The organism is Niveibacterium umoris, from assembly GCF_014197015.1.
In the GTDB taxonomy this organism is placed as follows: Bacteria; Pseudomonadota; Gammaproteobacteria; order Burkholderiales; family Rhodocyclaceae; genus Niveibacterium; species Niveibacterium umoris.
Genome location: NZ_JACIET010000002.1, coordinates 1,547,667 through 1,574,128 on the forward strand (window position 1 = coordinate 1,547,667; position 26,462 = coordinate 1,574,128).

At 64.7% G+C, this 26,462-nt stretch carries 22 protein-coding genes; 21 read left to right on the plus strand and 1 reads right to left on the minus strand.

The window, feature by feature from the left end; all coding sequences use genetic code 11:
* Positions 1-390 precede the first annotated feature (390 nt).
* The 17 genes from mraZ to GGR36_RS19275 all read left to right on the plus strand — a co-directional run bounded on the left by mraZ (position 391) and on the right by GGR36_RS19275 (position 18,501).
* Positions 391-837, plus strand: a complete 447-nt coding sequence (gene mraZ / locus GGR36_RS19195; RefSeq protein ID WP_183636737.1) for a division/cell wall cluster transcriptional repressor MraZ — start codon at positions 391-393, stop codon at positions 835-837.
* Entirely contained in the window at positions 834-1,763 is a 930-nt protein-coding gene (rsmH, locus tag GGR36_RS19200; protein ID WP_183636740.1) for a 16S rRNA (cytosine(1402)-N(4))-methyltransferase RsmH, read from the plus strand. Before mraZ ends, rsmH begins: the two co-directional genes overlap by 4 nt.
* Position 1,764: 1 nt before the next feature.
* Complete coding sequence (gene ftsL / locus GGR36_RS19205; RefSeq protein ID WP_183636743.1) at positions 1,765-2,043, plus strand: cell division protein FtsL; 279 nt, start codon at positions 1,765-1,767, stop codon at positions 2,041-2,043.
* Positions 2,040-3,788, plus strand: a complete 1,749-nt coding sequence (locus tag GGR36_RS19210) for a peptidoglycan D,D-transpeptidase FtsI family protein (protein ID WP_183636746.1) — start codon at positions 2,040-2,042, stop codon at positions 3,786-3,788. Before ftsL ends, GGR36_RS19210 begins: the two co-directional genes overlap by 4 nt.
* A complete protein-coding gene (locus GGR36_RS19215) occupies positions 3,785-5,293 on the plus strand; it encodes a UDP-N-acetylmuramoyl-L-alanyl-D-glutamate--2,6-diaminopimelate ligase (RefSeq protein ID WP_183636749.1) in 1,509 nt (502 codons plus the stop codon). The genes GGR36_RS19210 and GGR36_RS19215 overlap by 4 nt, the downstream gene beginning before the upstream one ends.
* Positions 5,290-6,666 (plus strand): UDP-N-acetylmuramoyl-tripeptide--D-alanyl-D-alanine ligase, encoded by a 1,377-nt coding sequence (locus tag GGR36_RS19220; RefSeq protein WP_183636752.1) that lies wholly within the window; start codon positions 5,290-5,292, stop codon positions 6,664-6,666. The genes GGR36_RS19215 and GGR36_RS19220 overlap by 4 nt, the downstream gene beginning before the upstream one ends.
* 17 nt (positions 6,667-6,683) lie before the next feature.
* On the plus strand, positions 6,684-7,772 hold the full coding sequence (gene mraY / locus GGR36_RS19225) for a phospho-N-acetylmuramoyl-pentapeptide-transferase (RefSeq protein ID WP_183636755.1): 1,089 nt from the start codon (positions 6,684-6,686) through the stop codon (positions 7,770-7,772).
* Between the two features lie 16 nt (positions 7,773-7,788).
* Positions 7,789-9,171 (plus strand): UDP-N-acetylmuramoyl-L-alanine--D-glutamate ligase, encoded by a 1,383-nt coding sequence (gene murD / locus GGR36_RS19230; RefSeq protein ID WP_183636758.1) that lies wholly within the window; start codon positions 7,789-7,791, stop codon positions 9,169-9,171.
* Positions 9,172-9,224: 53 nt separating this feature from the next.
* A complete protein-coding gene (gene ftsW / locus GGR36_RS19235) occupies positions 9,225-10,409 on the plus strand; it encodes a putative lipid II flippase FtsW (RefSeq protein ID WP_207064533.1) in 1,185 nt (394 codons plus the stop codon).
* Complete coding sequence (gene murG / locus GGR36_RS19240; protein WP_338086723.1) at positions 10,406-11,500, plus strand: undecaprenyldiphospho-muramoylpentapeptide beta-N-acetylglucosaminyltransferase; 1,095 nt, start codon at positions 10,406-10,408, stop codon at positions 11,498-11,500. The genes ftsW and murG overlap by 4 nt, the downstream gene beginning before the upstream one ends.
* A gap of 64 nt (positions 11,501-11,564) precedes the next feature.
* Positions 11,565-12,953, plus strand: a complete 1,389-nt coding sequence (gene murC / locus GGR36_RS19245) for a UDP-N-acetylmuramate--L-alanine ligase (RefSeq protein WP_183636764.1) — start codon at positions 11,565-11,567, stop codon at positions 12,951-12,953.
* Positions 12,954-12,956: 3 nt separating this feature from the next.
* Positions 12,957-13,877 (plus strand): D-alanine--D-alanine ligase, encoded by a 921-nt coding sequence (locus tag GGR36_RS19250; RefSeq protein WP_183636767.1) that lies wholly within the window; start codon positions 12,957-12,959, stop codon positions 13,875-13,877.
* Positions 13,870-14,694, plus strand: coding sequence for a cell division protein FtsQ/DivIB (locus tag GGR36_RS19255; protein ID WP_242533317.1), 825 nt, complete (start codon positions 13,870-13,872; stop codon positions 14,692-14,694). The genes GGR36_RS19250 and GGR36_RS19255 overlap by 8 nt, the downstream gene beginning before the upstream one ends.
* Positions 14,691-15,920: a cell division protein FtsA gene (gene ftsA, locus GGR36_RS19260; RefSeq protein ID WP_183636799.1), complete on the plus strand. Its 1,230-nt coding sequence runs from the start codon at positions 14,691-14,693 to the stop codon at positions 15,918-15,920. Before GGR36_RS19255 ends, ftsA begins: the two co-directional genes overlap by 4 nt.
* 160 nt (positions 15,921-16,080) lie before the next feature.
* Complete coding sequence (ftsZ, locus tag GGR36_RS19265; RefSeq protein WP_183636802.1) at positions 16,081-17,220, plus strand: cell division protein FtsZ; 1,140 nt, start codon at positions 16,081-16,083, stop codon at positions 17,218-17,220.
* Between the two features lie 156 nt (positions 17,221-17,376).
* Entirely contained in the window at positions 17,377-18,294 is a 918-nt protein-coding gene (gene lpxC, locus GGR36_RS19270) for a UDP-3-O-acyl-N-acetylglucosamine deacetylase (protein ID WP_183636805.1), read from the plus strand.
* An 18-nt stretch (positions 18,295-18,312) separates the two neighbouring features.
* The gene (locus GGR36_RS19275; RefSeq protein ID WP_183636808.1) at positions 18,313-18,501 is read left to right on the plus strand and encodes a hypothetical protein; all 189 of its coding nucleotides are present in this window, start codon (positions 18,313-18,315) and stop codon (positions 18,499-18,501) included.
* On the opposite strand, the gene GGR36_RS19280 is transcribed toward GGR36_RS19275, so the two are convergent.
* On the minus strand, positions 18,502-18,969 hold the full coding sequence (locus GGR36_RS19280; RefSeq protein ID WP_183636811.1) for a DciA family protein: 468 nt from the start codon (positions 18,967-18,969) through the stop codon (positions 18,502-18,504).
* Between the two features lie 77 nt (positions 18,970-19,046).
* Between GGR36_RS19280 and secA the strand changes: the two genes are divergently transcribed.
* From secA to GGR36_RS19300, 4 genes are all read left to right on the plus strand, one after another.
* Positions 19,047-21,776 (plus strand): preprotein translocase subunit SecA, encoded by a 2,730-nt coding sequence (secA, locus tag GGR36_RS19285; protein ID WP_183636824.1) that lies wholly within the window; start codon positions 19,047-19,049, stop codon positions 21,774-21,776.
* Positions 21,777-21,889: 113 nt separating this feature from the next.
* Positions 21,890-23,335: an HDOD domain-containing protein gene (locus GGR36_RS19290; RefSeq protein WP_183636827.1), complete on the plus strand. Its 1,446-nt coding sequence runs from the start codon at positions 21,890-21,892 to the stop codon at positions 23,333-23,335.
* A 60-nt stretch (positions 23,336-23,395) separates the two neighbouring features.
* On the plus strand, positions 23,396-24,637 hold the full coding sequence (argJ, locus tag GGR36_RS19295; RefSeq protein ID WP_183636830.1) for a bifunctional glutamate N-acetyltransferase/amino-acid acetyltransferase ArgJ: 1,242 nt from the start codon (positions 23,396-23,398) through the stop codon (positions 24,635-24,637).
* On the plus strand, positions 24,637-26,454 hold the full coding sequence (locus GGR36_RS19300; protein ID WP_183636840.1) for a diguanylate cyclase domain-containing protein: 1,818 nt from the start codon (positions 24,637-24,639) through the stop codon (positions 26,452-26,454). Before argJ ends, GGR36_RS19300 begins: the two co-directional genes overlap by 1 nt.
* The last annotated feature ends 8 nt before the right edge of the window (positions 26,455-26,462 follow it).

Below are 26,462 nucleotides of genomic sequence, written 5' to 3' on the forward strand. Positions count from 1 at the left end.
TCGTTCGTCGCGCGGCTTGCGCGGCGCCTCCCAGCTTTCAAGACGCAGCCGCCCGAGCGGCGCTCATCTTTCCCGGAAACCGCTTTCTCCTCCGCCTTGCCGACACGTTTCTGCGATCGCTCGCCATTCGTCGGAGTCCTGTTTCTCGCAAGCCACTTCAGCTTCTATGCCTATGGTCTTGTATTTATTGAGAAAACCTGCGCGCCGGCTTGTGCGTCGCCCGTAAGTCCTTGTGTTGTTTGAGAAAAACCTCCTGAAGCTCGCTTGACCGGCTTGATTCTTTTACCTAAAGTGGTGCGAAGTGGAGAAAAATGGGTAAAAGTGGACAAAACCTGTTCGCGCGGGTCGCGAAGTGGGTGTCCCGCTACCCGGTGAGCTGAAAGGGTTCGGATGTTTCAGGGCGCTGCCGCGCTGAGTCTCGATGCGAAAGGTCGCCTGGCGATCCCGTCGCGGCATCGTGACGCCCTGACGGGGATGTCCGGCGGTCAGCTCGTGATCACGGCGCATCCGCATCGCTGCCTGCTGGTCTATCCGGTGCCTGCCTGGGAGCCGATTCGCGACAAGGTGCTCGCCGCCCCCAGCCTCGAGCCTCGGGCGGCATTGCTCAAGCGCTTGCTGGTCGGTTTTGCGCGCGACGAGGAGATGGACGCCGCCGGCCGTGTGCTGATCGCGCCCGAGTTGCGCCAGTTCGCCCAGTTCGACAAGCAGGTCTGGCTCGTGGGGCAGGGCAACCACTTCGAACTCTGGTCCGACGCGGGCTGGCAGAAACAACAGGAAGAAATGCTCGCACTCGGCGCCGACCTGCTTCCGCCTGGCCTGGAGACCCTGTCGCTGTGAGCGCCGAACTGGCGCACGTGACGGTCCTGCTGGACGAAGCGGTCGATGCACTCGCGGTGCGGCCGGAGGGCATCTACGTCGACGGCACCTTCGGTCGCGGCGGGCATAGCGGCGCGATCCTCAAGCGGCTTGGCACTGCCGGCCGCCTGATCGCCTTCGATCGCGATCCGCGTGCGATCGAAGCGGGCAAGGCGCTGGACGACTCGCGGCTGACGCTGGTGCATGAACCGTTTTCGGCCTTCGCCGAGGCGCTCGACGCGCTTGGTGTGGCGAAGGTCGATGGCGTGCTGCTCGACCTGGGCGTGTCGTCGCCGCAACTCGACGACGCCTCGCGCGGCATGAGCTTTCGCTTCGACGCACCGCTCGACATGCGCATGGATACGACCCGCGGCGAAACCGCTGCGGAATGGCTTGCACGGGCGACCGTGCAGGAAATCACCGAAGTAGTGAGGGGGTACGGTGAAGAACGGTTTGCTTACCAGATTGCAAAGGCGCTTGTTGCTGCTCGGGCAGGGCAACCTGTTACAACCACACGGCAACTTGCCGCGCTCGTGGAAAAGGTCGTGCGCACGCGCGAGCCGGGGCAGCACCCAGCGACGCGCACCTTCCAGGCTCTACGGATTCACGTCAATCGCGAGCTTGAGGAGCTGTCGCTGATCCTGCCGCAGTGCGTGGATCGGCTCGCAGCGGGCGGACGCATCGTCGTGATTGCCTTCCATTCCCTCGAAGATCGCATCGTCAAGCAGTTCCTGCGCGATGCCTCGCATCCGGTGGAGCCGCCGCGCGGCGTGCCGGTGCGCGCTGCGGATCTGCCGACACCGCCGATGCGTCTGATCGGCAAGCCGGTGCGCCCTGGCGAAGCGGAAGTGGCCGCCAATCCGCGCGCGCGCAGCGCGATCATGCGCATCGCGGAGCGGGTTGCCTGACATGGTTCGCACCAACGTGCTCCTCATCGTGCTCGTGCTGGCCAGCGCGCTGAGCCTGGTCTCGGCGCAGCACCAGTCACGCAAGCTGTTCATCGAACTCGAACGCCTGCAGACCCGGGAGCGCGCGCTCGAAACCGAGTGGGGGCAGTTGCAGCTTGAACAAAGCACCTGGGCGGCGCACGCCCGGGTCGAAAAGGTGGCGCGCGAGCGCCTCCATCTGGTGAGCCCCGATCCGCATCGCGTGCTGGTTCTCGATGCGGATGCCGGAGGTGAAAAATGAAGAAGAACTTCACCTTCAATCACAATCCGCTGTTGTCTGAAAAGCTGCCTGTCTGGCGCGCCCGCTTCGTGCTGGTGCTGCTGCTCGCCGGATTTGTTGCCCTGGGCTGCCGTGCCGCGTGGCTGCAGGGCGTGAAGACCGACTTCCTGCAGGCCAAGGGCGAGTCGCGCTACGCGCGCGTCATCGAACTGCCGGCCGATCGCGGCAAGATCATCGATCGCCACGGCGAGGTGCTGGCAGTGAGCACGCCGGTGAGATCGGTGTGGGCGATTCCTGACGACATCTCGCTGACCCCGGCGCAGACCCGTGAGCTCGCGCGCATGCTGGCGCTCGATCCGGCCGAGTTGAATCGCAAGCTCGCGTCCGACAAGGAGTTCGTGTACCTCAAGCGCCAGGTGCCGCCGGATATCGCCGATCGTGTCGCGGCGCTGAATCTGCCGGGCATCCACACGCAGAACGAGTTCCGCCGCTTCTACCCGAGCGGCGAAGTGGCGGCACACGTGGTGGGCTTCACCGACGTCGACGACAACGGCCAGGAAGGCATCGAGCTGGCATTCCAGAAGGATCTGCTCGGCCACGCCGGCAGTCGCCGCGTGATCAAGGATCGCCGCGGCCACATTGTCGAGGACGTCGAGTCGATCAAGAAGCCGCGTGAAGGCTCAGACGTCACGCTCGCGCTCGATTCGAAAATTCAGTACCTCGCATACTCGGCGCTCAAGCAGGCGGTAACGGTCAACAAGGCCAAGGCAGGCAGCGCAGTCGTGATCGACGTGAAGACCGGCGAAATCCTCGCACTGGTGAACAGCCCGACCTACAACCCGAACAATCGCGTACGGCTGTCTGGCGCGCAGTTGCGCAACCGCGTGCTGACCGACACCTTCGAGCCCGGCTCGACGATGAAGCCCTTTACCGCCGCCGCGGCGCTGGAGAGTGGCAAGTTCCGCTTCGACACGATCATCAACTGCGCACCGGGCCGCATGACGATCGGCAGCGCGACCATTTCCGACGCCCACCCGCACGGCGCGCTGACAGTCGCACAGGTGATCCAGAAGTCGTCGAACATCGGCTCGGCCAAGATGTCGCTGGCGCTGCCTGCCGAGCAGATGTGGGAGATGTACGACGCGCTGGGCTTCGGCTCGCAACTCAAGCTCGGTTTCCCCGGCGAGGCCGCCGGGCGCCTGCGCCCGGCGCGCATCTGGCGCCCGATCGAGCAGGCCACGATGTCTTACGGTCACGGCATCTCGGTGAACCTGATGCAGCTCGCCCAGGCCTACTTGGTCTTTGCGCGCGAGGGCGACCTGATCCCGCTGTCGCTGACGCGGGTCGAGACGCCCCCGCTGCATGGCAAGCCGGTGTTCTCGCAGCAGACCGCCCGCGAAGTGCGCGCGATGCTGGAAACCGTGACGCAGCCGGGCGGCACCGCAACGCTTGCGCAGGTGCCGGGCTACCGCGTCGGCGGCAAGACCGGCACAGCGATGAAGCTCGAGGGCGGTGTTTACACCAACAAGTACGTCTCGTCTTTCGTGGGCCTGGGGCCGATTTCCAATCCGCGCCTGATCGTCGCGGTGATGGTGGACGAACCCACTGGCGGCAAGCATTACGGTGGCGAAGTGGCTGCGCCGGTGTTTTCGGAACTGATGGCCGGCTCGCTGCGTGCGCTCGGCGTCCCGCCCGATGCGCCGCTGCGCCCGATGCAGGTCGCACAGACCCAGCGTAGTGACGCCGATGTCAAGGAGGGCATGTGACGCAACGCGAAGCGCACCTGATCCTCGACGCGCTGTCGGCGAGCGGCATTGCGCCGACTCGCCTGTGCGCCGACTCGCGAGCCGTCGAACCCGGTGACGTCTTCCTCGCCTATCCCGGCGCGCGCAGCGACGGCCGTCGCTACATTGCCGACGCGGTGAAGCGCGGCGCGGCAGCCGTGCTGTGGGAACGCGAAGGGCACCACTGGGATGCCGCGCTGCTGGTGCCGCATCTCGCCTGGGACGGACTCGCGCGACTCGCTGGCGATCTGGCGCATCTCGTGTATGGCAGGCCATCGGAGCAACTGCGTCTGATCGGCGTGACCGGCACCAACGGCAAGACCTCGATCACGCAGTGGCTGGCGCGCTGCTTCACCGCCCTGCACGAGCGGTGCGGCGTTGTCGGCACGCTCGGTATCGGCTATCCCGATGCGCTCGAAGAAGGGCTCAACACGACGCCCGACGGCATCGTGTTGCATGCTGCACTGGCACGATTCGTCGCCGACGGCGCGCGCGCAGCAGCGATGGAAGTCTCTTCGATCGGACTCGATCAACACCGCGTATCAGGTGCGCATTTCGACACCGCGGTGTTCACCAATCTGACCCGCGATCACCTCGACTACCACGGCAGCATGGATGCCTACGGCGCCGCCAAGGCTCGGCTGTTCGAGTGGCCAGGTCTGCGCGCGGCCGTGATCAATCTCGACGACGAATTCGGGCTGGAACTCGCTGCAAACTGCGGTGCGCGTTTGGCGCAGACCATTGGATACACCGCGGGCGATTGCCCGGAACATCTGCCGGCAGGCGTCAAGCCGTTGGTGGCCTCTGAACTGCATGGCACCGCGACGGGCCAGCGCTTCACCTTGCTGTGGAGCGGTCAGCGTATCGACGTCGAAGTCCCGATCGTCGGCCGTTTCAACGTCAGCAACCTGCTCGCCGTGATCGGCACCCTCTTGGCTGCCGGCCACGATTTCGAGGAAGTGGCCGGCGTTGTGCAGGCCTTGCACGCGCCGCCCGGGCGCATGCAGGCCATCGGCGGCGTGATGCAGCCGCTCGTCGTGATCGACTATGCCCATACGCCGGACGCACTGGAACAGGCCCTGAAAGCCTTGCGCCCAACCGCACAGGCGCGCGGTGGTCAGCTTGTCTGCATCTTCGGGTGCGGGGGAGATCGCGATCCGGGCAAGCGCCCGATGATGGGGGCGGTGGCGACACGCCTCGCTGATCGCGTGGTGCTCACCAGCGACAACCCGCGCAGCGAAGATCCCGAGGCAATTCTGGCGCAGATCGCGCGTGGCGCCGGTGCCGGCGTGATCATCGTCGGCGACCGTGCCGAGGCGATCCGGCAAACGGTGATGCAGGCTGCCTCCGACGACGTGATCCTGCTTGCCGGAAAAGGGCATGAGCCGTACCAGGAAATTGCGGGCGAGCGTTACCCGTTCTCCGATATCGAGCAGGGCCGACTTGCGCTGAAACAATGGCGCGGGCCGCAAGGAGTCCCGGCATGATGAAACTGAGCGAAGTCGCCGCAGCACTGAGTGGCAGCTTGATCGGCGGCGATGCGGAGATCACCTCCGTTGGCAGCGATACCCGCACCCTGGTGCCCGGCCAGTTGTTCGTTGCACTGCGCGGCGACAACTTCGATGCGCATGACTTTCTCGAACAGGCCGCGGAACTGGGTGCGGCAGCTGCGCTGATCGAAACGGCCGGCGTGATAGACCAGGCAGCGCTTCCCTTGCCCTGTGTCGCGGTTCCTGACACGCGACTGGCGCTCGGCGCGCTGGCAGCATGGTGGCGCAGCCGTTACCAGCTTCCGCTGATCGGCGTAACCGGCAGCAACGGCAAGACCACCGTCAAGGAAATGTGCGCCGCGATCTTGCGCGCGCAGGCCCGTATCGATGGTGCCGACGACACGGCCGTGCTTGCCACTGTCGGCAACCTGAACAACGACATCGGCATGCCGATGATGCTGCTCCGCTTGCGCGGCACGCACCGCTTTGCGGTCATCGAAATGGGCATGAACCACCCGGGCGAGATTGGCTATCTCACCGGCATCGCGCGACCAACCGTCGCGCTGGTCAATAACGCCCAGCGAGCCCACCTCGAAGGCATGGGCGGTGTCGAAGCCGTCGCCGTGGAAAAGGGGGCGATCTACAACGGGCTGGGAGAAGCTGGCGTCGCGGTGATCAATGCCGATGACCCGCACGCTGATCTGTGGAAAGCCGCGAACCCGGGGCGCAAGACGCTGACCTTCGGCTGCGGCGCAAGCGCACAAGTGCGCGCGAGCGCCGACGTCGGCGCGCTCGAATCGGCCGTGCAACTGACGACGCCGCACGGCGACATCGACTTCACGCTGCATGTGCCGGGCCAGCACAACGTGCGCAATGCCGCAGCGGCAGCCGCAGCCACACTTGCGGCCGGCGTGTCGCTGGAAGCCGTCAGCGAAGGGCTCGGCGGGTACGCGGGCGCCAAGGGGCGGCTGCAGGTGCGGCGCAGCGTAGCGGGCGCCACGGTGCTCGATGACACCTACAACGCCAATCCGGATTCGGTGCGCGCGGGCCTCGACGTGCTTGCGATGACCGCCGGTCGCAAGATCTTTGTCTTCGGCGACATGGGCGAGATCGGCGACCGCGCTGCGCAATACCACGACGAGATTGGCGGATACGCCAAGAGCCAGGGCATCGACCAGATGTTCGCGCTGGGCGAGCACGCCGAGGTCGCTGCGCGCAACTTTGGCGAAGGCGGCCGGCATTTCGGCGACATCGGTGCGCTGATCGCCGCACTGCGCGAGGCGTTGGGGCCGGACACCGTGGTACTGGTGAAAGGCTCCCGCTTCATGAAGATGGAACGCGTGGTCGACGCCGTCACGGCGGCAGACTGAAGGGCAGGAACTAGGCAATGCTTCTCGAACTCGCGCTCTGGCTTGGACAGGACATCCGCACCTTCAACGTGTTCGGCTACATCACGCTGCGCACGATGCTGGCAGCACTCACCGCGCTGGTGATCTCCTTCATCTTCGGCCCGCCTGTGATCCGCTGGCTCGCCGCGAAGAAGATCGGCCAGGCCGTGCGTGACGATGGTCCGAAGTCCCACCTCACCAAGGCCGGAACGCCGACCATGGGCGGCGCGCTGATCCTCATCGCGATCGGCATCACGACCTTGTTGTGGGGCGATCTCAAGAACCACTATGTGTGGGTCGTCCTGTTCGTGACGCTTGGCTTCGGCGCGGTGGGCTGGGTCGATGACTGGCGCAAGGTCGTGCATCGCGATCCGAAGGGCTTGCCCTCACGCTGGAAGTACTTGTGGACCTCGCTGATCGCGGCCTCGGCGGCGGTCTACCTTGGTCTGAGCGCCACCGTGCCCGCGCAGACCGAACTGATCGTCCCCTTCTTCAAGTCGGCGGTCTATCCGCTCGGCGCTGTCGGTTTCATGGTGCTGGCCTACTTCGTCATCAACGGCACCAGCCACTCGGTGAACCTCACTGATGGTCTCGACGGCCTGGCGATCATGCCGACCGTGATGGTGTCTGCCGCGCTTGCCGTGTTCGCCTACGTCGCCGGCCACGTCGGTTTTTCGAAGTATCTCGGCGTACCGTACATCGCTGGTGCGGGCGAACTGGCGGTGTTCTGCGGGGCCTTGTGCGGCGCGGGGCTGGGCTTCCTGTGGTTCAACGCCTACCCGGCCGACGTATTCATGGGCGACGTCGGCGCGCTCGCGCTGGGTGCGGCGATGGGGACCGTCGCGGTGATCGTGCGGCAGGAAATCGTCATGTTCATCATGGGTGGTCTGTTCGTTGCCGAGGCCCTGTCGGTGATGGTGCAGGTCGCCTACTTCAAGTACTCGGGCGGCAAGCGCATCTTTCGCATGGCGCCCTTGCACCACCACTACGAACTCGGCGGCTGGAAAGAGACCCAGGTCGTGGTGCGCTTCTGGATCATCACCCTGATGCTGGTCCTGTTCGGTCTCTCCACCCTCAAGCTGCGCTGAATCGGGGGACGCGACGGTGACACTCGCAGGCACACGCGCACTGGTGCTGGGGCTCGGAGAGTCGGGCCTGGCCATGGCGCGGCACCTTGCGCGACAGGGCGCGCAGGTGCGGGTGGCCGATTCACGCGACAACCCGCCCGGTCGTGACGCGCTGGCAGCGTGTGAGGGCGTCGAACTGCGTTGCGGTGCCTTCGACAACGACCTGCTGCTTGGTATCGATCTGCTCGCGATCAGCCCCGGACTCGATCCGCGACAGCCGCTGGTCGATGAGGCAAAGGCGCGCGGCATCACGATCACCGGCGAGATCGAACTGTTCGCACAGGCGCTGCGCGCAAGCGGCCAGACGCCCAAGGTGGTCGCAATCACCGGCACCAACGGCAAGACCACGACCACCACGCTGGTCGGCGAACTGTGTCGCGCGGCAGGCCTCGAAACCGCGGTCGCGGGAAACATCAGCCCGGCGGCGCTCGACGAATGGATGCGGCGTGAGGATGCTGGCACGCCGGCTGCAGCCTGGGTGCTCGAACTCTCCAGCTTCCAGCTTGAAACCTGCCGCACCTTCGCGCCGACTGCCGCGACCGTGCTGAACATCAGCGATGACCATCTCGATCGCTATGCCGGCCTCGATGACTATGCCGCGGCCAAGGCGCAGGTCTTCAATACCGGTGCCACACAAATCCTCAACCGCGACGATCCGCGCGTGATGGCGATGTGGACGCCCGCATCGAAGGTGCTCAGTTTCGGGCTTGGAGAACCGATCGGCTCGCTCGAGTTCGGTGTCGTGAACATCGATGGCGAAACGTGGCTCGCCCACGGCAACACACCGCTGATGGCGCGCAGCGCGTTCAGGCTGGCGGGCGCCCACAACGTCGCCAATGCGCTCGCGGCACTGGCGCTGGGCCACGCCATCGACTTGCCGATGGGCAAGATGCTCGAAGCGCTGCGCGATTTCCGCGGCCTTCCCCACCGTGTCGAAGCGGTGGCGCGCCGCGACGATGGCGTCGTCTTCTACGACGACTCGAAGGGTACCAATGTCGGCGCCACCGTCGCTGCGCTTGAAGGGCTTGGCTGCAAGGTCGCGCTGATTGCCGGTGGCGACGGCAAAGGGCAGGACTTCACGCCCTTGCGCGACGCGTTTGCACGCCACGCCCGCGCGGTGGTGCTGATCGGGCGCGACTCGGGTCGTATCGCCGAGGCGGTCTCCGGTTGTGGCGTCGAACTGCAACGCGCCGACGATCTGCCTCAGGCTGTGCGGCTTGCCAACCAATGCGCGCATGCCGGTGATGCGGTGATGCTGTCGCCCGCCTGCGCAAGCCTCGACATGTTCAGGAACTATGCACATCGCGCCGAGGTGTTCTGCGACGCGGTTTGGTCTTTGCCAGGAGTGACGCGGCTATGAGTTTGCGCGACCGCGTGGGTGGCTTCTTCGTCCGGCCCGAGCCGGCGCTTCCGATGGGTTCGCACGCGGCACACCGCGCCGTGGGGCGGCTTACCGGCGCGCCCGCGACCCCGCGCGAACTCGATCCGATGTTGATCTGGTCGGCGGCGGCCTTGCTGCTGTTCGGCGTCGTGATGGTGTTCTCGTCTTCAATCGCGACCGCCGAAGGCAACCGCTTCACGCATTACCAGCCGGCCTTCTTCCTCGTTCGCCACGTTGTCTTTCTGCTGATCGGACTCACTGCGGGTGCGATGGTCTTTCAGGTGCCGATCGCCACGCTGCAGAAGCTCGCGCCCACCTTCTTTGCTGTCGGTGTCGTGCTCCTGTTGCTGGTACTGATTCCGCATGTAGGGCGCGATGTGAATGGCGCGCGACGCTGGATCGGTTTCGGCTTTGCGAACTTGCAGCCTTCGGAACTGATGAAGCTCGGCGTTGCGCTCTACGCTGCCGATTACACCGTGCGCAAGCTCGGCGACATGAAGAGCTTCCGCCGCGGCTTCCTGCCGCTTGCCGCGGTGGTGCTGTGCGTAGGTTTCCTGCTGCTGCGGGAGCCGGACTTCGGCGCCTTCGTTGTCATCACCGCGATTGCCTTCGGCATCCTGTTCCTTGGCGGCATCAATGCGCGCATCTTCGGCTTGCTGATCGCGGTGGCGATCATCGGTTTCGTCCTGCTGATCTGGCTGTCGCCCTACCGCCGCGAGCGCATCCTTGGCTTCATGGATCCCTGGCAGGACGCCTTCGGCAAGGGCTACCAGCTCTCGCATGCGCTGATCGCCTTCGGACGCGGCGAGTGGTTTGGCGTTGGATTGGGCGCGAGCGTGGAGAAGCTCTTCTACCTGCCCGAGGCACACACCGACTTTCTGCTCGCGGTGATCGCGGAGGAACTTGGCTTCGTCGGCGTGATGACCGTGGTCGCGCTGTTCGCGATCCTGGTGCAGCGCGCGTTCTCGATCGGTCGCCAGGCGCACACCATCGAGCGGCACTTCGCCGGGCTGGTGGCGCAGGGCATTGGCATCTGGCTCGGCGTGCAGTCGTTCATCAACATGGGTGTGAACATGGGGCTCCTGCCGACCAAGGGGCTCACGCTGCCGATGATGAGCTTCGGCGGTTCCGGCATTCTCGCCAACTGCCTGGCGCTGGCGGTGCTCCTGCGGATCGACTGGGAAAACCGGCAACTCACACGCGGGGGCCGCCCGTGAATGTGGCGCCGCGCACCCTGATGGTGATGGCCGCTGGCACCGGCGGTCACATCTTTCCCGGGCTCGCCATCGCGCAGGCGATGCAGTCACGCGGATGGCGGGTGCGCTGGCTCGGCACGGCGCATGGCATGGAAGGCGATCTGGTGCCACGGCACGGCATCGCGCTCGACACCATCGAATTCGCAGGCTTGCGAGGCAAGGGCATCGGCCACGCGATGCGTGGTGCCCTCAACTTCGTGAAGGGCATCGTCCGCTGCACGCGGCTGATCGCCGATGCGAAGGTCGATGTGGTGCTGGGCATGGGCGGCTATGTGACGGTGCCGGGCGGGATCGCCGCGCGACTGACCGGACGCCCGCTCGCACTGGTCAACGCGGACGCCGCGCCGCTGCTCTCAAATCGTTTGCTGGGCCCGCTCGCAAAGTGCGTGTTCTTTGGTTTCGACGGACGTTTCGGCTCGCTCGCCGGCAAGGCCCTCGTAACCGGCAATCCGGTGCGCAGCGAGATCGCGACGCTGCCGCCTCCGGAAGCGCGTTTCGCTGGCCGCGAAGGCCCGCTCAAGGTCCTGGTCGTCGGCGGCAGCCTTGGCGCGCGTGCGCTCAACGAGGCGCTGCCTGCTGCGCTGGCCTTGATCCCCGCGACAGCACGGCCGGAGGTGGTGCACCAATCCGGCAAGGCAAACATCGATGCCCTTCGCGAACGTTACGCGACACTGGGGCTAAGTGCCGAGTTACTGCCCTTTATCGACGACATGCCGCAACGTCTCGCTGTCGCGGACCTGGTGATCTGTCGCGCAGGCGCCATCACGGCCGCCGAGCTGACGGCAGCCGGCGTGGCAAGCATCCTGGTGCCGTTGGTGGTTTCCACGACCTCGCACCAGCGTGACAACGCCGTTTTGCTGGACCGCGAAGGCGCCGCCGTGCACCTGCCGCAATCCGAGCTGTCGGCGGAGCGTCTGGCATCACTGCTGCAGCAAATGGATCGCCAACGCTGCCTCGAAATAGCCTGCGCGGCGCGCCGCATCGGCAAGCCGGAGGCCACGGAGCGCATCGCTGCGATGATCGAAAGCATGACTGGTGGAGGCAAGGCATGACGTCCCCCGGTTTCAGTCATTCAACCCGGTACACTGGAGGGTTTTTCCCTCCCCGGTTTGCCTCATGAAGCACAAGATCAAGCACATCCATTTCGTCGGCATCGGTGGTGCCGGCATGAGCGCCATTGCCGAGGTGCTGGCGAGCCAGGGCTACGCGGTCAGCGGATCCGATCTGGCCGACAACGCGACCACGCGTCGCCTCGCCGCGCTGGGCATCCGCGTGGTGCAGGGGCACGCACCGGAAAACGTGGTCGATGCCGACGCCATCGTCACCTCCACTGCCGTGCAGCGCGACAACCCGGAAGTACAGGCCGCCCGCGCCCGCCAGATCCCGGTCGTGCCGCGGGCGCAGATGCTGGCCGAATTGATGCGCCTGAAGCAGGGCATTGCGATCGCCGGCACCCACGGCAAGACCACGACTACCAGCCTGGTGGCGAGCGTGCTCGACGCAGGTGGTTTCGACCCGACCTTCGTGATCGGTGGGCGCCTCACCGCCGCGGGTGCGAACTCGCGTGTGGGCACGGGTGAATTCCTGGTCGCTGAGGCCGATGAATCGGATGCCTCCTTCCTGATGCTGAGTCCGGTCATCTCTGTGGTCACCAACATCGACGCCGACCACATGGAAACCTACGGGCATGACTTTGCCCGGCTCAAGCACGCGTTTGTCGACTTCCTCAACCGCCTCGCGTTCTACGGCGTCGCGGTGCTGTGCGCAGACGACCCGCATGTGCGCGAGATCATGCCTTTCGTCTCGAAACAGATCATTCGTTACGGCCTTGCGGCCGATGCCCATGTGCGTGCCGAAAATGTACGTGCAGTGGGCGGGCAGATGCATTTCGACGTGGTGCGCCAGAACGGCACGACCGACCGCTTCCCGGTGACGCTGAACCTGCCCGGCATGCACAACGTGCTCAACGCGCTGGCGACGATCGCGGTGGCAACGGAAGTTGGCGTCCCGGACGAGGCCATCGCGCGCGGACTGGCCGAGTTCCAGGGCGTTGGCCGCCGCTTCCAGCGTTATGGCGAGATCGCGGCGAACGGTGGTGGCACCTTCACGCTGATCGACGATTACGGGCACCACCCCGTCGAGATGGCCGCCACGCTGTCGGCCGCGCGCGGCGCATTCCCCGGCCGTCGTCTGGTGCTGGCCTTCCAGCCGCATCGCTTTACCCGCACCCGCGACTGTTTCGAAGACTTCGTGCGCGTGCTTGGCACGGTCGATGCTCTGTTGCTGGCGGATGTTTACGCCGCGGGCGAGGCGCCGCTGGTTGCCGCGGATGGTCGCTCGCTGGCGCGGGCCATCCGCGTTGCGGGCAAGGTCGAGCCACTGTTCGTCGAGGAGATCGGTGAAATGCCGGCACGCATCCTCGAAGTCGCGCGCGAGGGCGATGTGGTGATCACGATGGGCGCCGGTTCGATCGGCGGGATTCCGGGCAAGCTGGTGCAGGGGTAAGCGATGAGTGACGTCATCCAATTTGGCAAGGTCGCGGTGATGATGGGCGGCAATTCTGCCGAACGCGAGATCTCGCTGATCTCCGGCAAGGCGGTGCTCGAAGCCCTGCGCTCGGAAGGCGTCGACGCGCACGCCTTCGACCCGGCGATCAACCCGATCTGGGATCTGCGCAAGGAAGGCTTCGACCGCGCCTTCATGATCCTGCACGGACGCTTCGGAGAGGACGGCACCCTGCAGGGCGCGCTGGAAACGCTGGGCGTGCCCTACACGGGCAGCGGTGTGATGGCCTCGGCGATTTCGATGGACAAGTGGCGCACCAAGCTGGTGTGGCTCGCCGCCGGCGTGCCGACACCGCGCTTCCGCATGCTCACGCCGGACACCGACTTTGCGGGCGTCATTGCCGAGCTCGGTCTGCCACTGATCATCAAGCCGGCGCGCGAGGGTTCGTCGATCGGCGTGACGCGTGTCAACACGCCGGCCCAGTTCGCCGACGCCTTCGCGCTGGCCTACAGGCTCGATCCGCTGGTGATTGCCGAAGAATTCGTGGCCGGCCAGGAACTGACCGCCGCGGTGCTGGGTGATCGCGGACTGCCCCTGGTGCGCATCGAGGCGCCGGAAGGCAAGTACGACTACGAGAACAAGTACTTCACCGACGTGGTGCGCTATCACTGCCCGTCGGGTGTCCGCGCAGACACCGAGGACGCGATCCGCGCAGCGGCGCTTAAAGCCTTTCAGGTACTTGGCTGCCGGGGATGGGGGCGTGCCGACGTGATCCTGCGTAACGACGGCAGCTTCGCGTTCCTCGAAATGAACACCGCGCCCGGCATGACCTCGCACTCGCTTGTGCCGATCGCGGCGCGTGCGGCAGGCTTGTCGTTCGAGGATCTGTGCGTCGAAGTGCTCAAGGGAGCCGCACTTGGCTGAGCATCAGCCCGCCTTCGGTCGAACCCAGGCCGGCGCGCGCCCAGCGCGTGCGGCGGTGGAGCCGCATGGCCTCTGGCATCGGCCGGACTGGATGAACGGCATGGCCGACGTGCTTTTGCTCGGCGCTTCGGTGGCGATCGGTTATGCGCTGATGCGGCTGGCACTCGCAATGCCGCTGTTCGGCTTTCGCGAAATTGTCGTGGTTTCGCCCCTGTCGCAAGTGACGACCGCGCAACTTGAATTCGCGGCGCGTTCCGGCCTTAAGGGCAATTTCTTCAGCGTCAGCCTCGACGAAGCGCGCGCCGCGTTCGAAAAGCTGCCGTGGGTGCGCCGCGCCGAAGTGCGCCGCGTGTGGCCCGCGACCCTCGAAGTGCGCCTCGAAGAACATGTCGCAACCGCGTACTGGCGCGCCGGGGACAACGGCGATACGCGATTGGTGAACCAGCAGGGCGAAGTATTCATTGCGGCGAGCAATGCGCGCATGCCGGTCTTTTCCGGGCCGGAGGGTAGCGCGCAACAGGTGCTGCAGCGCTATCGCGAATTCGCGGCGCTGCTCGCGCCCATAAATGCGGTGCCCGCCACACTCAACTTTTCGGCCCGGCAAGCCTGGCAATTGCGTCTCGAGGACGGTCTGGTGATCGAACTTGGACGCGAGCAGGGCAATACGCCCTTGACCGATCGACTTTCCCGATTCGTATCCGTCTGGCCGCAAGCACGCACCCGCATTGCAGCGCCCGTTTCGGTCGCCGACTTGCGTTACCCGGCCGGTTTCGCGGTGCAGCTTGTCGCGGCCTCCAGCAACAAGGCAAAACAATGAGCAAGGAATACAAGGATCTGATCGTCGGGCTCGACATCGGCACCTCGAAAATCACCGCGCTGGTAGCGGAGATGAAGCCAGACGGCCGCTTCGAGGTTGTCGGTGCCGCGTCCCAGGCCTCGAGCGGTCTGCGCAAGGGCGTGGTGGTCAATATCGAGGCCACGGTAGAGGCGATATCGAAGGTGGTGCAGGAGGTCGAAATGATGGCCAACTGCAAGATCCGCGACGTCTACACCGGTATCGCGGGTAGCCACATCCGCAGCTTCAACTCGAACGGCATGACCCCGATCAAGGATCGCGAAGTCACACCGCTCGACGTCGAGCGCGTGATCGACACGGCCAAGGCGATGCCGCTGCCGGCCGACCAGCAGATCCTCCACATCCTGACCCAGGAATTCATCATCGACGGGCAGGATGGGGTGCGTGAGCCGATCGGCATGAGCGGCGTGCGCCTCGAAGTGAAGGTGCATATCGTGACCGGCGCGGTGTCTGCCGCGCAGAACCTGGTCAAGTGTGTGCGCCGCTGCGGGCTTGAGGTCAACGACCTGGTGTTGCAGCCGCTTGCATCAAGCTTTGCGACACTGACCGAAGATGAGAAAGAGCTCGGCGTGTGCCTGGTGGATATCGGTGGCGGGACGACGGACATTGCCGTCTTCACGCAGGGCGCGATCCGCCACACCGCTGTGATCCCCGTGGCGGGTGACCAGGTCACCAACGACATCGCGATGGCGCTGCGAACGCCGACCGCCGAGGCAGAAGAGATCAAGATCCGCTACGGCGTGGCACTGCCCGCGCTGGTCGACCCCGAAGCCATGATCGATGTGCCAAGCGTGGGCGAGCGCGCCGCGCGCAAGCTGACGCGGCAGGCGCTGGCCGATGTGATCGAGCCGCGCGTATCCGAATTGTTCGAACTGGTGCAGGCAGAACTGCGCCGCAGCGGCTACGAAGAGCTGCTGTCGTCGGGTCTGGTGCTTACGGGGGGCTCGGCGGTGCTGGCCGGTATCGTCGAACTCGGGGAAGAGATCTTCCACACACCGGTGCGGGTAGGGATTCCCCACTATCAGGGCAGCCTCGCCGACATGGTTTGCCATCCCCAATATGCGACCGCCATGGGGCTGCTTTTCGAAGCCGCCGCACAGCGGCGCAGGGGGCTTCATGCGCGTGAATCGCGCAACATGAAGCAGTCATTTCAAAGGGTTATGGCCTGGTTTGCGCGCAATTTCTGACAGCGCGGAGCGAAGTATTTTGCGGCGCGCGTCCAATTTATGGCGTTGTACCGATATTTAGTTGTAAACTTTCAACGGCGTACTATATTTAGGTGGTTGTTAAATTCCCCGACAGCGGGGTTGACCACCTGCGCCAGGGCTGAATCAGGAGGCTAGGCAGATGTTCGAGATCAGGGAAAAGGAAGCCACCGGCACCGTCATCAAAGTGATTGGCATTGGTGGTGCGGGCGGAAACGCCATCGATCACATGATCCGTGAAGGGGTCAAAGGGGTCGAGTTCGTGTGCGCAAACACCGACGCCCAGGCTCTCAAGCGCAGCAGCGCAGCCACCAAGATCCAGCTCGGCGATTCAGGGCTCGGCGCAGGTGCGAAGCCGGAAGCGGGCCGCACGGCCGCGCTCGATGCACGTGATCGCATCGCAGACGCGCTGACCGGCGCCCATATGGCCTTCATCACCGCCGGCATGGGCGGTGGCACCGGCACCGGCGCAGCCCCGGTCGTCGCCGAGGTGGCCCGTGAAATGGGCGTGCTGACCGTCGCTGTCGTCACCAAGCCTTTCGATTTCGAAAACCGCGGCCGCGTCGCCGACAGCGGTATCGAAGAACTCGCCAAGCACGTCGACTCCCTGATCGTCGTGCTGAACGACAAGCTGATGGAAGTCCATGGCGACGACGCGAGTGTCGAAGAGTGCTTCCGCTCGGCCGACAACGTGCTGCGCAATGCAGTAGGTGGTATCGCCGAGATCATCAACATCCCGGGTCTGGTGAACGTCGACTTCCAGGACGTCCGCACGGTGATGGCCGAAATGGGCCGCGCGATGATGGGCTCGGCCGAAGCTGCCGGCATTGATCGCGCACGTATTGCAGCCGAACAGGCTGCGTGCTGCCCGCTGCTCGAAGGTGTCGAACTCTCCGGCGCACGCGGCGTGCTTATCAATATCTCTGCCAGCCGCTCGCTGAAGATGAGCGAAGTCCGGGAGGCGGTAAATACCGTGCGCGCCTTCGCGCATGCCGATGCCTTCGTGATCTACGGCACCGTCTTCGACGAGGCCATGGAAGACCGCATCCGCGTCACGGTTGTTGCGACAGGGTTGGGCGTGGCGAAAGCCGCCGCACAAAAACCGCCGATGCATGTGATCCGGACCGGTACCGACAACGTCGGGATCGAAGTGAACTATGCCGATCTCGAGCAGCCCGCAGTGATTCGTCGCCAGCACCGCCGTTCGACCGTCGAAGCGATGAGTGCCAACGGTTTCGGCACCCTGGATATCCCGGCCTTCCTGCGCAAACAGGCGGACTGAGCCTTCCGGATTCAGGCCAAACGCCCCGCAGGACGGGGCGTTTTTCTTTGCGGTGCCCGACTCAGCGGCCTATCCTGATCATAGCCAGCGCCAATCGTGCGCCGATGTTGGCGTGGTAAAATCCTTATCAATCAATCTCTTGCGGAAGGTCTGTCCATGCTCAGACAACGTACGCTGAAGACCATCGTCACAGCGACCGGTGTTGGCCTGCATAGCGGAATCAAGGTCACGCTCAGCCTGCGCCCCGCAGCGCCGGATACCGGTATCGTGTTTCGCCGCGTCGACCTCGATCCGCCGGTAGATCTTCCGGCGTCGCCTTATTCGGTGGTGGATACGCGACTTTGCTCCGGCCTGCAGCAGGGCGAGGCAAAGATCGGAACGGTCGAGCATCTGATGTCCGCGCTGGCGGGGCTCGGTGTCGACAATGCCTACATTGATGTGGATGGTCCCGAGATTCCGATTCTCGATGGATCGGCGGCGCCCTTTGTGTTCCTGATCCAGTCGGCGGGCATCGAGGATCAAGCTGCGCCCAAGCGTTTTCTGCGGGTGCGCAAGCCGGTCGAAGTGCGCGAAGGCGACAAATGGGTTCGTCTTGAGCCCTACGATGGATATCGGCTCTCTTTCTCGATCCAGTTCAATCATCCGGCGATCGATCGCACCGGTACCGAAGTGGCCGTGGACTTTGCGCGCCAGTCCTATGTCCGTGAAATCTCGCGGGCGCGTACGTTCGGATTCATGCATGAGGTCGAATACATGCGCGATGCGGGCCTCGCGCGAGGCGGCAGTCTGGATAACGCGATAGTGATGGACGAATACCGCGTGCTCAACGCGGACGGGCTCCGCTACGCCGATGAGTTCGTCAAGCACAAGGTGCTCGACGCCATCGGGGATCTCTACCTGGCCGGGCATCCGCTGCTCGCGGCCTACTCGGCGCACAAGTCCGGCCACGCGCTCAACAACCAGGTGCTGCGGGCATTGCTTGAAGACAAGACGGCCTGGGATATCGTGAGTTTCGAGCGCGACGAAGACGTGCCGGCCACGCTGCGCAACGCCTTCGAGTTGCATCCGGCCTGACGCCGAGGGGCCTGCGACATGCTGCTGATGCGTGTCGTTTTCCTGCTCGTTGGCATCGGCTGTGTCGCGAGCGTGCTTGCCTGGCTTTTGACAAGCAACAGGCGCTACCTTGTTGTCGCGAAGAAGCTGGCGCAGTTTGCTGTGGTGGCCGCCCTCGTATTTCTCGGCCTGCTCCTGCTGGAGCGCGCTTTGGTTCCGGTGCTTTAATCAGCTGCCGCGGCGCCGCGCGGCGCGCTCGATCAGGCGCGCAAGCGGCCCGGCCAAGGGCGAGCGTTCGGGGAGGCTGTCACGCAGGGTTTCCAGTCCCGCCAGCACGCCGCCGTCGATTTCCCTCACGGTTTGTGGGGCCTGTGCCGTGCTGCGTTTTGGCAGGCGAACGCGGACGCGGATTTCCTTGACTGCGGCGCCCTGGCTCCAGAGGCCTTCCTGGATGCGCGGCACCAGCATCTTGAGGCGTGCTGCCACCGATGCATTCTGGACGTGCAGCGCCAACACCTCCTGTTCGAGGTTCGCGACCGCGACCGCTCCCTGCAGATAGTCGGGTAGCAGAAGATCCAGCTGACGCTGGAGCCGGGTCAGCAGGCGGGCGTGTTCCTGTAGGCGTGCAAGCGGCGAATCCCCGCTGCCGACAAAGGTGCCGAGCGGGCGAGCGTAGTTGCGACGCGGGCCGTTCATGCGAAAACCGCCCCCAGCCGGGGGGGCTGCAGGCGCCATGATAGAATCGCCACTTTTATGCCTGACCCCCATCTAACATGATCGCAGGCCTCCTCAAGAAGATCTTCGGTAGCCGCAACGAGCGGCTGGTTCGCCAATATTCGGCCGCCGTGCGGGCAATCAATGCGCTCGAGCCGGCGATAGCGGCATTGTCGGACGAGCAACTGCGCGCCAAGACCGAAGAGTTCAAACAACGCCACGCCAACGGCGAATCGCTCGACAAACTGTTGCCGGAAGCCTTTGCGGTCGTGCGCGAGGCGGGCAAGCGTGTCCATGGGATGCGTCACTTCGATGTGCAGTTGATCGGCGGGATGGTACTGCACTACGGCAAGATCGCCGAGATGCGGACCGGTGAAGGCAAGACGCTGATGGCGACCTTGCCGGCCTACCTGAATGCCTTGTCCGGCCGTGGCGTCCATGTCATCACGGTCAACGACTACCTTGCCAGCCGCGATGCGGAGTGGATGGGGCGGGTCTATGGCTTCCTTGGGCTGACCTGCGGCTGCAATCTGTCGCAGATGAGTCACGAGGCCAAGCAGGCCGCTTACGCCTGTGACATCACCTACGGCACGAACAACGAGTTCGGTTTCGATTACCTGCGCGACAACATGGTCTATTCGACCAGCGAGCGGGTGCAGCGTGGCCTGAACTTCGCAATCGTCGATGAAGTGGACTCGATCCTGATCGACGAGGCGCGCACGCCCTTGATCATCTCGGGTCAGGCCGAAGACCACACCGAGCTGTACGTCAAGATGAACGCGGTCGCCCCCTTGCTCAAGAAGCAAGAAGGCGAGGACGACAACATCACCGTGCCGGGTGACTACACGGTTGATCTCAAGGCGCATCAGGTATTGCTGACCGAGCAGGGTCACGAGAGCGCTGAAGGATTGCTCGCCAAGGCCGGCCTCTTGGCCGAAGGCTCGAGCCTCTATGATCCGGCGAACATCCTGCTGATTCATCACCTGTACGCAGCGCTGCGCGCCCATTCGCTGTATCACCGTGACCAGCATTACGTGGTGCAGAACGGTGAAGTGGTGATCGTCGACGAGTTCACCGGCCGACTGATGGCCGGGCGCCGCTGGTCGGACGGCCTGCACCAGGCCGTCGAGGCGAAGGAAGGTGTGCAGATCAATGCCGAGAACCAGACCCTCGCATCGATCACCTTCCAGAACTACTTCCGCATGTACGGAAAGCTCTCGGGCATGACCGGTACGGCGGACACCGAGGCCTACGAATTCCACCAGATCTACGGTCTGGAAACCGTGGTGATCCCGACCAATCGTCCGATGATCCGGATCGACGCGAACGATCTGGTGTATCGCACGGCCAAGGAAAAGTACGACGCAATCATCCGCGACATCAAGGACTGCCACGAGCGCGGGCAGCCGGTGCTGGTCGGTACGACCTCGATCGAAAACTCCGAATTGCTCTCAAGCCTGCTGGACAAGCAAAAGCTGCCGCATCAGGTGCTGAACGCCAAGCAACACGCCCGTGAAGCCGAAATCATCGTGCAGGCGGGTCGTCCGGGGGTGATCACGATTGCGACGAACATGGCCGGTCGCGGTACCGACATCGTGCTCGGCGGCAACGTTGAAAAGCAGATCGCCTTGCTGCGCGACGACGCCCAAGTGCCGGAAGAGGAAAAGGCTGCCAAGATCGATGCGCTGCGTGCCGAATGGAAGCAGTTGCACGAGAAAGTGATTGCGGCGGGCGGCCTGAAGATTATCGGCACCGAGCGCCATGAGTCGCGCCGTATCGACAACCAGCTGCGCGGCCGCTCCGGCCGTCAGGGCGACCCGGGCGCCTCGCGCTTCTACCTGTCGCTTGAAGATCCGCTGATGAAGATCTTTGCCGGTGACCGTCTCAACGCGATCATGGTTCGCCTGAAGATGCCGGAGGGTGAGGCGATCGAAGCGGGCATCGTGACGCGTTCGCTGGAATCGGCCCAACGCAAGGTCGAGCAGCGCAACTTCGACATCCGCAAGCAGTTGCTCGAATACGACGACGTTGCCAACGACCAGCGCAAGGTGATCTACCTGCAGCGCAACGAGTTGCTGGAGTCGAAAGAGATCAGCGAGACGATCACGGCGATGCGTCAGGGCGTGCTGCACGACCTGTTCCGCACCTACGTTCCGGCCGAAAGCGTGGAAGAGCAATGGGATCTGCCGGGTTTCGAGCGCGCGCTCGAGGGCGAGTTCCAGCTCAAATTGCCGGTTGCACAGTGGAGCAAGGACGACCAGAGCCTGTCCGACGACGACTTGCTGAAGAAGGTTGTCGAAGCCGCCGACGCGGCCTACGCGACCAAGATCGCGCCGGTCAACCTCGAGGCGTGGCAGGGCTTCGAGCGCAACGTCATGCTCAACAGCCTGGATACGCACTGGCGCGAGCATCTGGCGTCGCTTGATCATCTGCGTCAGGGTATCCACCTGCGTGGCTATGCGCAGAAGAACCCGAAGCAGGAATACAAGCGTGAATCGTTCGAGCTTTTCGAGAGCCTGCTGACGACAGTTCGGGTCGAAGTCACGCGCATGCTGATGACGGTACAGATCCGCTCCGAAGAGCAGCTTGAAGAAGCCGAGCCGCATACGGCACCGGTGGATAACGTGCAATACCACCATGCCGACTATGACGAGGCGCTGGCGACCGCTGACGCCAACAGCGAAGTGCGGCAGATGCCGGCACAGAGCGGCGTCAAGGTGGGCCGCAACGATCCGTGTCCCTGCGGTTCGGGCAAGAAGTACAAACACTGTCACGGCAAGTTGAGCTGAGCCTCGACAGTCCCCGCAAGACGCCGGCGCAAGCCGGCGTTTTCATTTGCGGCACTACAGAATCCGGGTACGACGGCCGTTAACGCTCACAGACACCACCGGAGCCGTTTGCCGTGACCACTTTGCAGGACGCTCGCCGCCTTGGGGCGCAGGGATTCATCGCGCGCATTCGCGAACGCGATATGCCGGCGTTCGGCCAGACCGTGAATGCGATCCGCGAAGTTGCCGGCGATGAACGGGCCTCTGCGCATGCTTTGGCCGGGATCATCCTGCACGATGCCGCGCTGACCGCGAAAGTGCTGAAGCTGGCCAATAGCGCCTACTTCAACCCGGCCAGGGCGCACATCAGTACCGTCAGTCGGGCGCTGGTGGTGTTGGGCTTTGATGCGGTCGCCAACATTGCGCTGTCGCTGCTGCTGATCGATGCCATGCTCAAAGGCGGCGTGCGTCAGCGGGTCGTGGCCGAGATGGCACGTGCGTTCCATGCGGCGGTGCAGGCGCGAACCTTTGCGAGCCTGGCGGGCGATCCCAACACCGAAGAGGTCTTCATCACAGCCCTGCTGGCACGCATGGGCGAGATGGCGTTCTGGTGCTTCGGTGACGAAGCGGCGTCCTCGCTCGACGGCGCCATGATCACCGGCGTGCCGGCCGAAGTCGCCGAGCAGAATGTGCTCGGATACCGGCTGCGCCAGATCACGCTAGGCCTGGTCAAGGAATGGCGACTCGGCGGCCTGCTCATCAGCGTGATCGAGCAGGGCGAGCGCGGCGGGCCGCGCGAGAAGAACGTCGTGCTGGCCCAGTCGCTCGCACGGGCGGCCGAAGCAGGGTGGGACGCGCCGCAGACGCGGCAAGTGCTCGAGCAGGTCGCCAAGCATCTGGATCGCCCGCTCGACGAGATCCTGCCCTTGATTACCGACAATGCGATCGCCGCGGCACAAGCGGCTGTCAGCTACGGCGCCCATGAGGCGGCGCAACTGATTCCGGTGCCGCGCAGCGGCGGGTCCGCGCAGGTCGCCGAAGAGGAAGAGCCCGGTGGGCCCAATCCCATGCTGCAGCTGAAGATCCTGCGCGACCTTTCGATGCTGATCGCAGGCAAACCGAACCTGAACGATGTGCTGACCCTTGCGCTCGAGGGTATCTACCGCGGCATCGGCATGGATCGCGCACTCTTCGCGCTGCTCACGCCTGATCGGCAGCACCTCGTCGGCAAGGCCGGGCTCGGGCAGGGCGCCGACGCGCTGGTGCGGGCGTTCCAGTTTGCGCTCGACGGCAGTCCGGGCGAACTCATCAACACCGTGATCGGGCGACAGCAGAGTTTCGTTGTCTGCAACTCCTTCGATGCGCCGGTAAGGCTCGAGCGACTGACGCGCGCAGGGGGTGTGCCGCCGTTCGTGATGGCCCCGATCGTGGTGCACGGCCGAGTCATCGGCGCCTTTTATGCCGACCGCACGCAGGCCGAAGCTGCGCTTTCCGACGAAGACGCCAACGGCGTGCTGCATTTCGTGCAGCAGGCCTCGCTGGGCTTCGAGCATGTCGCGTCACGAGCCGGGCGCAGCTGATCCGCTAAACTTGCAGACAATCCGGCCGCGTTGGCGCGCCGCTCATTGCCTGGAGCCATCATGCCTGTTCGCCTCTCCCCCCCTGTCGCCTCCGAACTCCTGCCGGTCGCCGGTGTCCGCCTGGGTGTGACCCAGGCCGGCATCCGCAAGGCGGACCGTCGCGACCTGACCCTGATCGAACTCTCGGAAGGCAGTCGCGCCGCTGGGGTATTCACCCAGAACCGCTTCTGCGCGGCGCCGGTACAGGTTTGCCAGGCGCACCTTGCCGCCGGGAGCGCGATACGGGCACTGGTCATCAATACCGGCATCGCGAATGCGGGCACCGGCGAGCTCGGGCTTGCCAATGCGCGTGCCACCTGTGAAGCCGTCGGCGCACAACTGGGCGTCGATGCGAGGGCAGTGCTGCCCTTCTCGACGGGCGTGATCCTCGAGCATCTTCCGGTGGATCGCCTCGTCGCCGGCCTGCCGGCCGCACAGGCCAACCTGCGGGCGGATGGCTGGCATGAGGCGGCCCACGGCATCATGACAACCGACACCGTCGCCAAGGCCACCTCACGGCGCATCGAGCTGGGCGGCAAGACGGTGACGGTGACCGGTATCAGCAAGGGTGCCGGCATGATCAAGCCGAACATGGCCACCATGCTGGGTTTTGTCGCCACCGACGCGGCCGTCGCTCAGCCACTGCTGCAACAACTGGTGCGCGAAGCGGCGGACCTGTCGTTCAACAGCATTACCGTGGATGGCGACACGTCGACCAACGATTCCTTCATCCTGATCGCGACCGGCGCCGCCGGCACTCCGGAGATCGCGGACGAAAGCACTGCCGACTATGCTGCATTGCGCAGCGCGATCATCGATGTCGCGGTGTGGTTGGCGCAGGCCATCGTGAGGGATGGCGAAGGTGCGACCAAGTTCATGACGATTGCAGTGAGCGGAGGCGCCAATCGCGAGGAGTGCCGCAAGGTGGGTTACGCGGTTGCCCACTCGCCGCTGGTCAAGACGGCGTTTTTCGCGTCAGATCCGAATCTCGGCCGCATCCTCGCGGCGATCGGGTATGCCGGCGTCGTCGATCTCGACGTCGATCGCCTGCGTGTCTGGCTGGGCGACGGCGCGTCGGAAGTGCTTGTTGCGGAAATGGGCGGGCGTGCGGCAAGCTACCAGGAAACAGAGGGCGCCCGCATCATGAAGGCTGACGAGATTACCGTCCGCATCGATCTTGCGCGCGGACCCGCTCAAGCGGTCGTCTGGACCTGCGATTTCTCCTACGATTACGTGAAGATCAACGCGGACTATCGTTCCTGATGAATCGACCGCCCCGAACCGTGCTGCGTCTACTTGCCTGGCTGGCATTGCTGCTCGCCTCGCTGTGGGTGCTGGCGCCGGTCTGGGCGGCGCCGCCACCGCACACTGCCCGTATCCATTTTCATCGCGATGACGGGCGTTATGAGGGCTGGGGCTTGCATGTCTGGGGCGATGGGCATGCATTGGGGGCCGACGTCCTATGGACCGAGCCCCTCAAGCCCAGCGGCACCACACCTTTCGGGGTCTATTTCGACGTCCCGCTGATGGCAGAGGCGGAAAGCCTCAACTTCATCATTCACCGGGGCGAGCAGAAGAGCGTTGCGACCGATCAGTTGCTGCCACTCGACGAGTTCCACAACGAAGTGTGGATCAAGTCGGGCGACGCAAAACTCTACGCGATGGAGCCGGGCGTCACCGCGGTGCCGCCGGCGATCGTTCAGATGAAGATGGCGGCAGAACGGCAGCCGGTCGGTGTTTGGGTGGCGCTTGCGATCTTCCTGACGGTCGGCTTTGTGACGGTGATCGCGCATCGCCGGACCAGTCGGTTGCACGATCAGATCGGCATGCAGACCTCGCTGCTCGCAGAAGCGCGTGCCGAGCTTGCGCGGCAGACTTCGGTGCAGAGCGAGATGCACGCGCAAAACCGGTCGCTTGCCGGAATCGACGAGCTCACAGGGCTGCTGACCCGCGTGGGTTTCCGTCAGGCGCTGGGTGCCACGCAAGCCAAGGCCAGGCGCAATCGCAATGGCTTTGCGCTGTTCTACATCGATCTCGACCATTTCAAACCGATCAACGATCAGCACGGCCATGCCGCGGGCGATCAGGTGCTGCGCACCGTGGCGAGCCGGTTCGTTGCGGCGGTGAGGGAAAGCGATACCGTCGCAAGGCTGGGCGGCGACGAGTTCGTCGTGATCGCCGACGAATTGGCAGACCCGCTTGCGGCGGCGCGCCTTGCGGCGAAGCTGGTCAGTTGCGCGACCGAAGTGGTCGGCCATGGTGACCTGCTGTTGCGGGTTGCGGCGAGTATCGGTGTCGCCGTCTATCCGCACGACGGCGAGGACGACGCGCTGATCGCCTCGGCCGATGCGGCGATGTACCGCGCCAAGAATGCCGGCCGGAACTGCTTCCGCTTTGCGGCCGCCGAATTCGACGACCTCCTTGCGCAACACGAGTCCGCCGAAGGCATCTGGCGTGACGCGCTGCTCAATGGGGCGCTCGATGCCTCGTGGCTGGAGCTGACCGCAGTCGCGGGCGGCGTCTGGGCGCGGCGGGTCGCGCCTTGCGTACGCAAAGCCGAAGGCGGCGCGCTCAAGGTCCTGCCCGAATTGGTCGCGCCAGACGCGGGTCTGGCGCTCGACGCGGATCTGCTATTGCTCGACAAACTCGCCGAGGCGGCCGAAGCCGGGGGCGAAGGTTCGCTGTGGATTCTCGCGCCGGCGCGCTCCAGCCTTAGCGACCCGCGCTTCCTGTCCGCCTGCCGCGGCGTGGTTGCGCGCCTGAAGCCGGCCGGCGCGATCCTGGTGCTGGAGCTGGATGCCGGCATGTCGCGGCCCGAAGGCTTGGCCGATCTATTGGCCCGTGGCGTGAAGTGCGGCGTCCGCGTGACCGACCCCAGCCGACTGCGGGTCGAAGCCCTGCTGCCCAAATCGGTGTCCTACATCAGCCTGATCCCTGACGGCGACGAATTGCACCAGCGCGCCGTGCTGGCGGTGGCTGCCGCCGCTCGGGGCGTCGGTGTGCCGATCGTGCTGAGCGTGTGCGCAACCGCTTCTGTGCCCGCCGAACTTGGGGCGACCGCAATGTATCGCGTGACCTGACAGCCCCC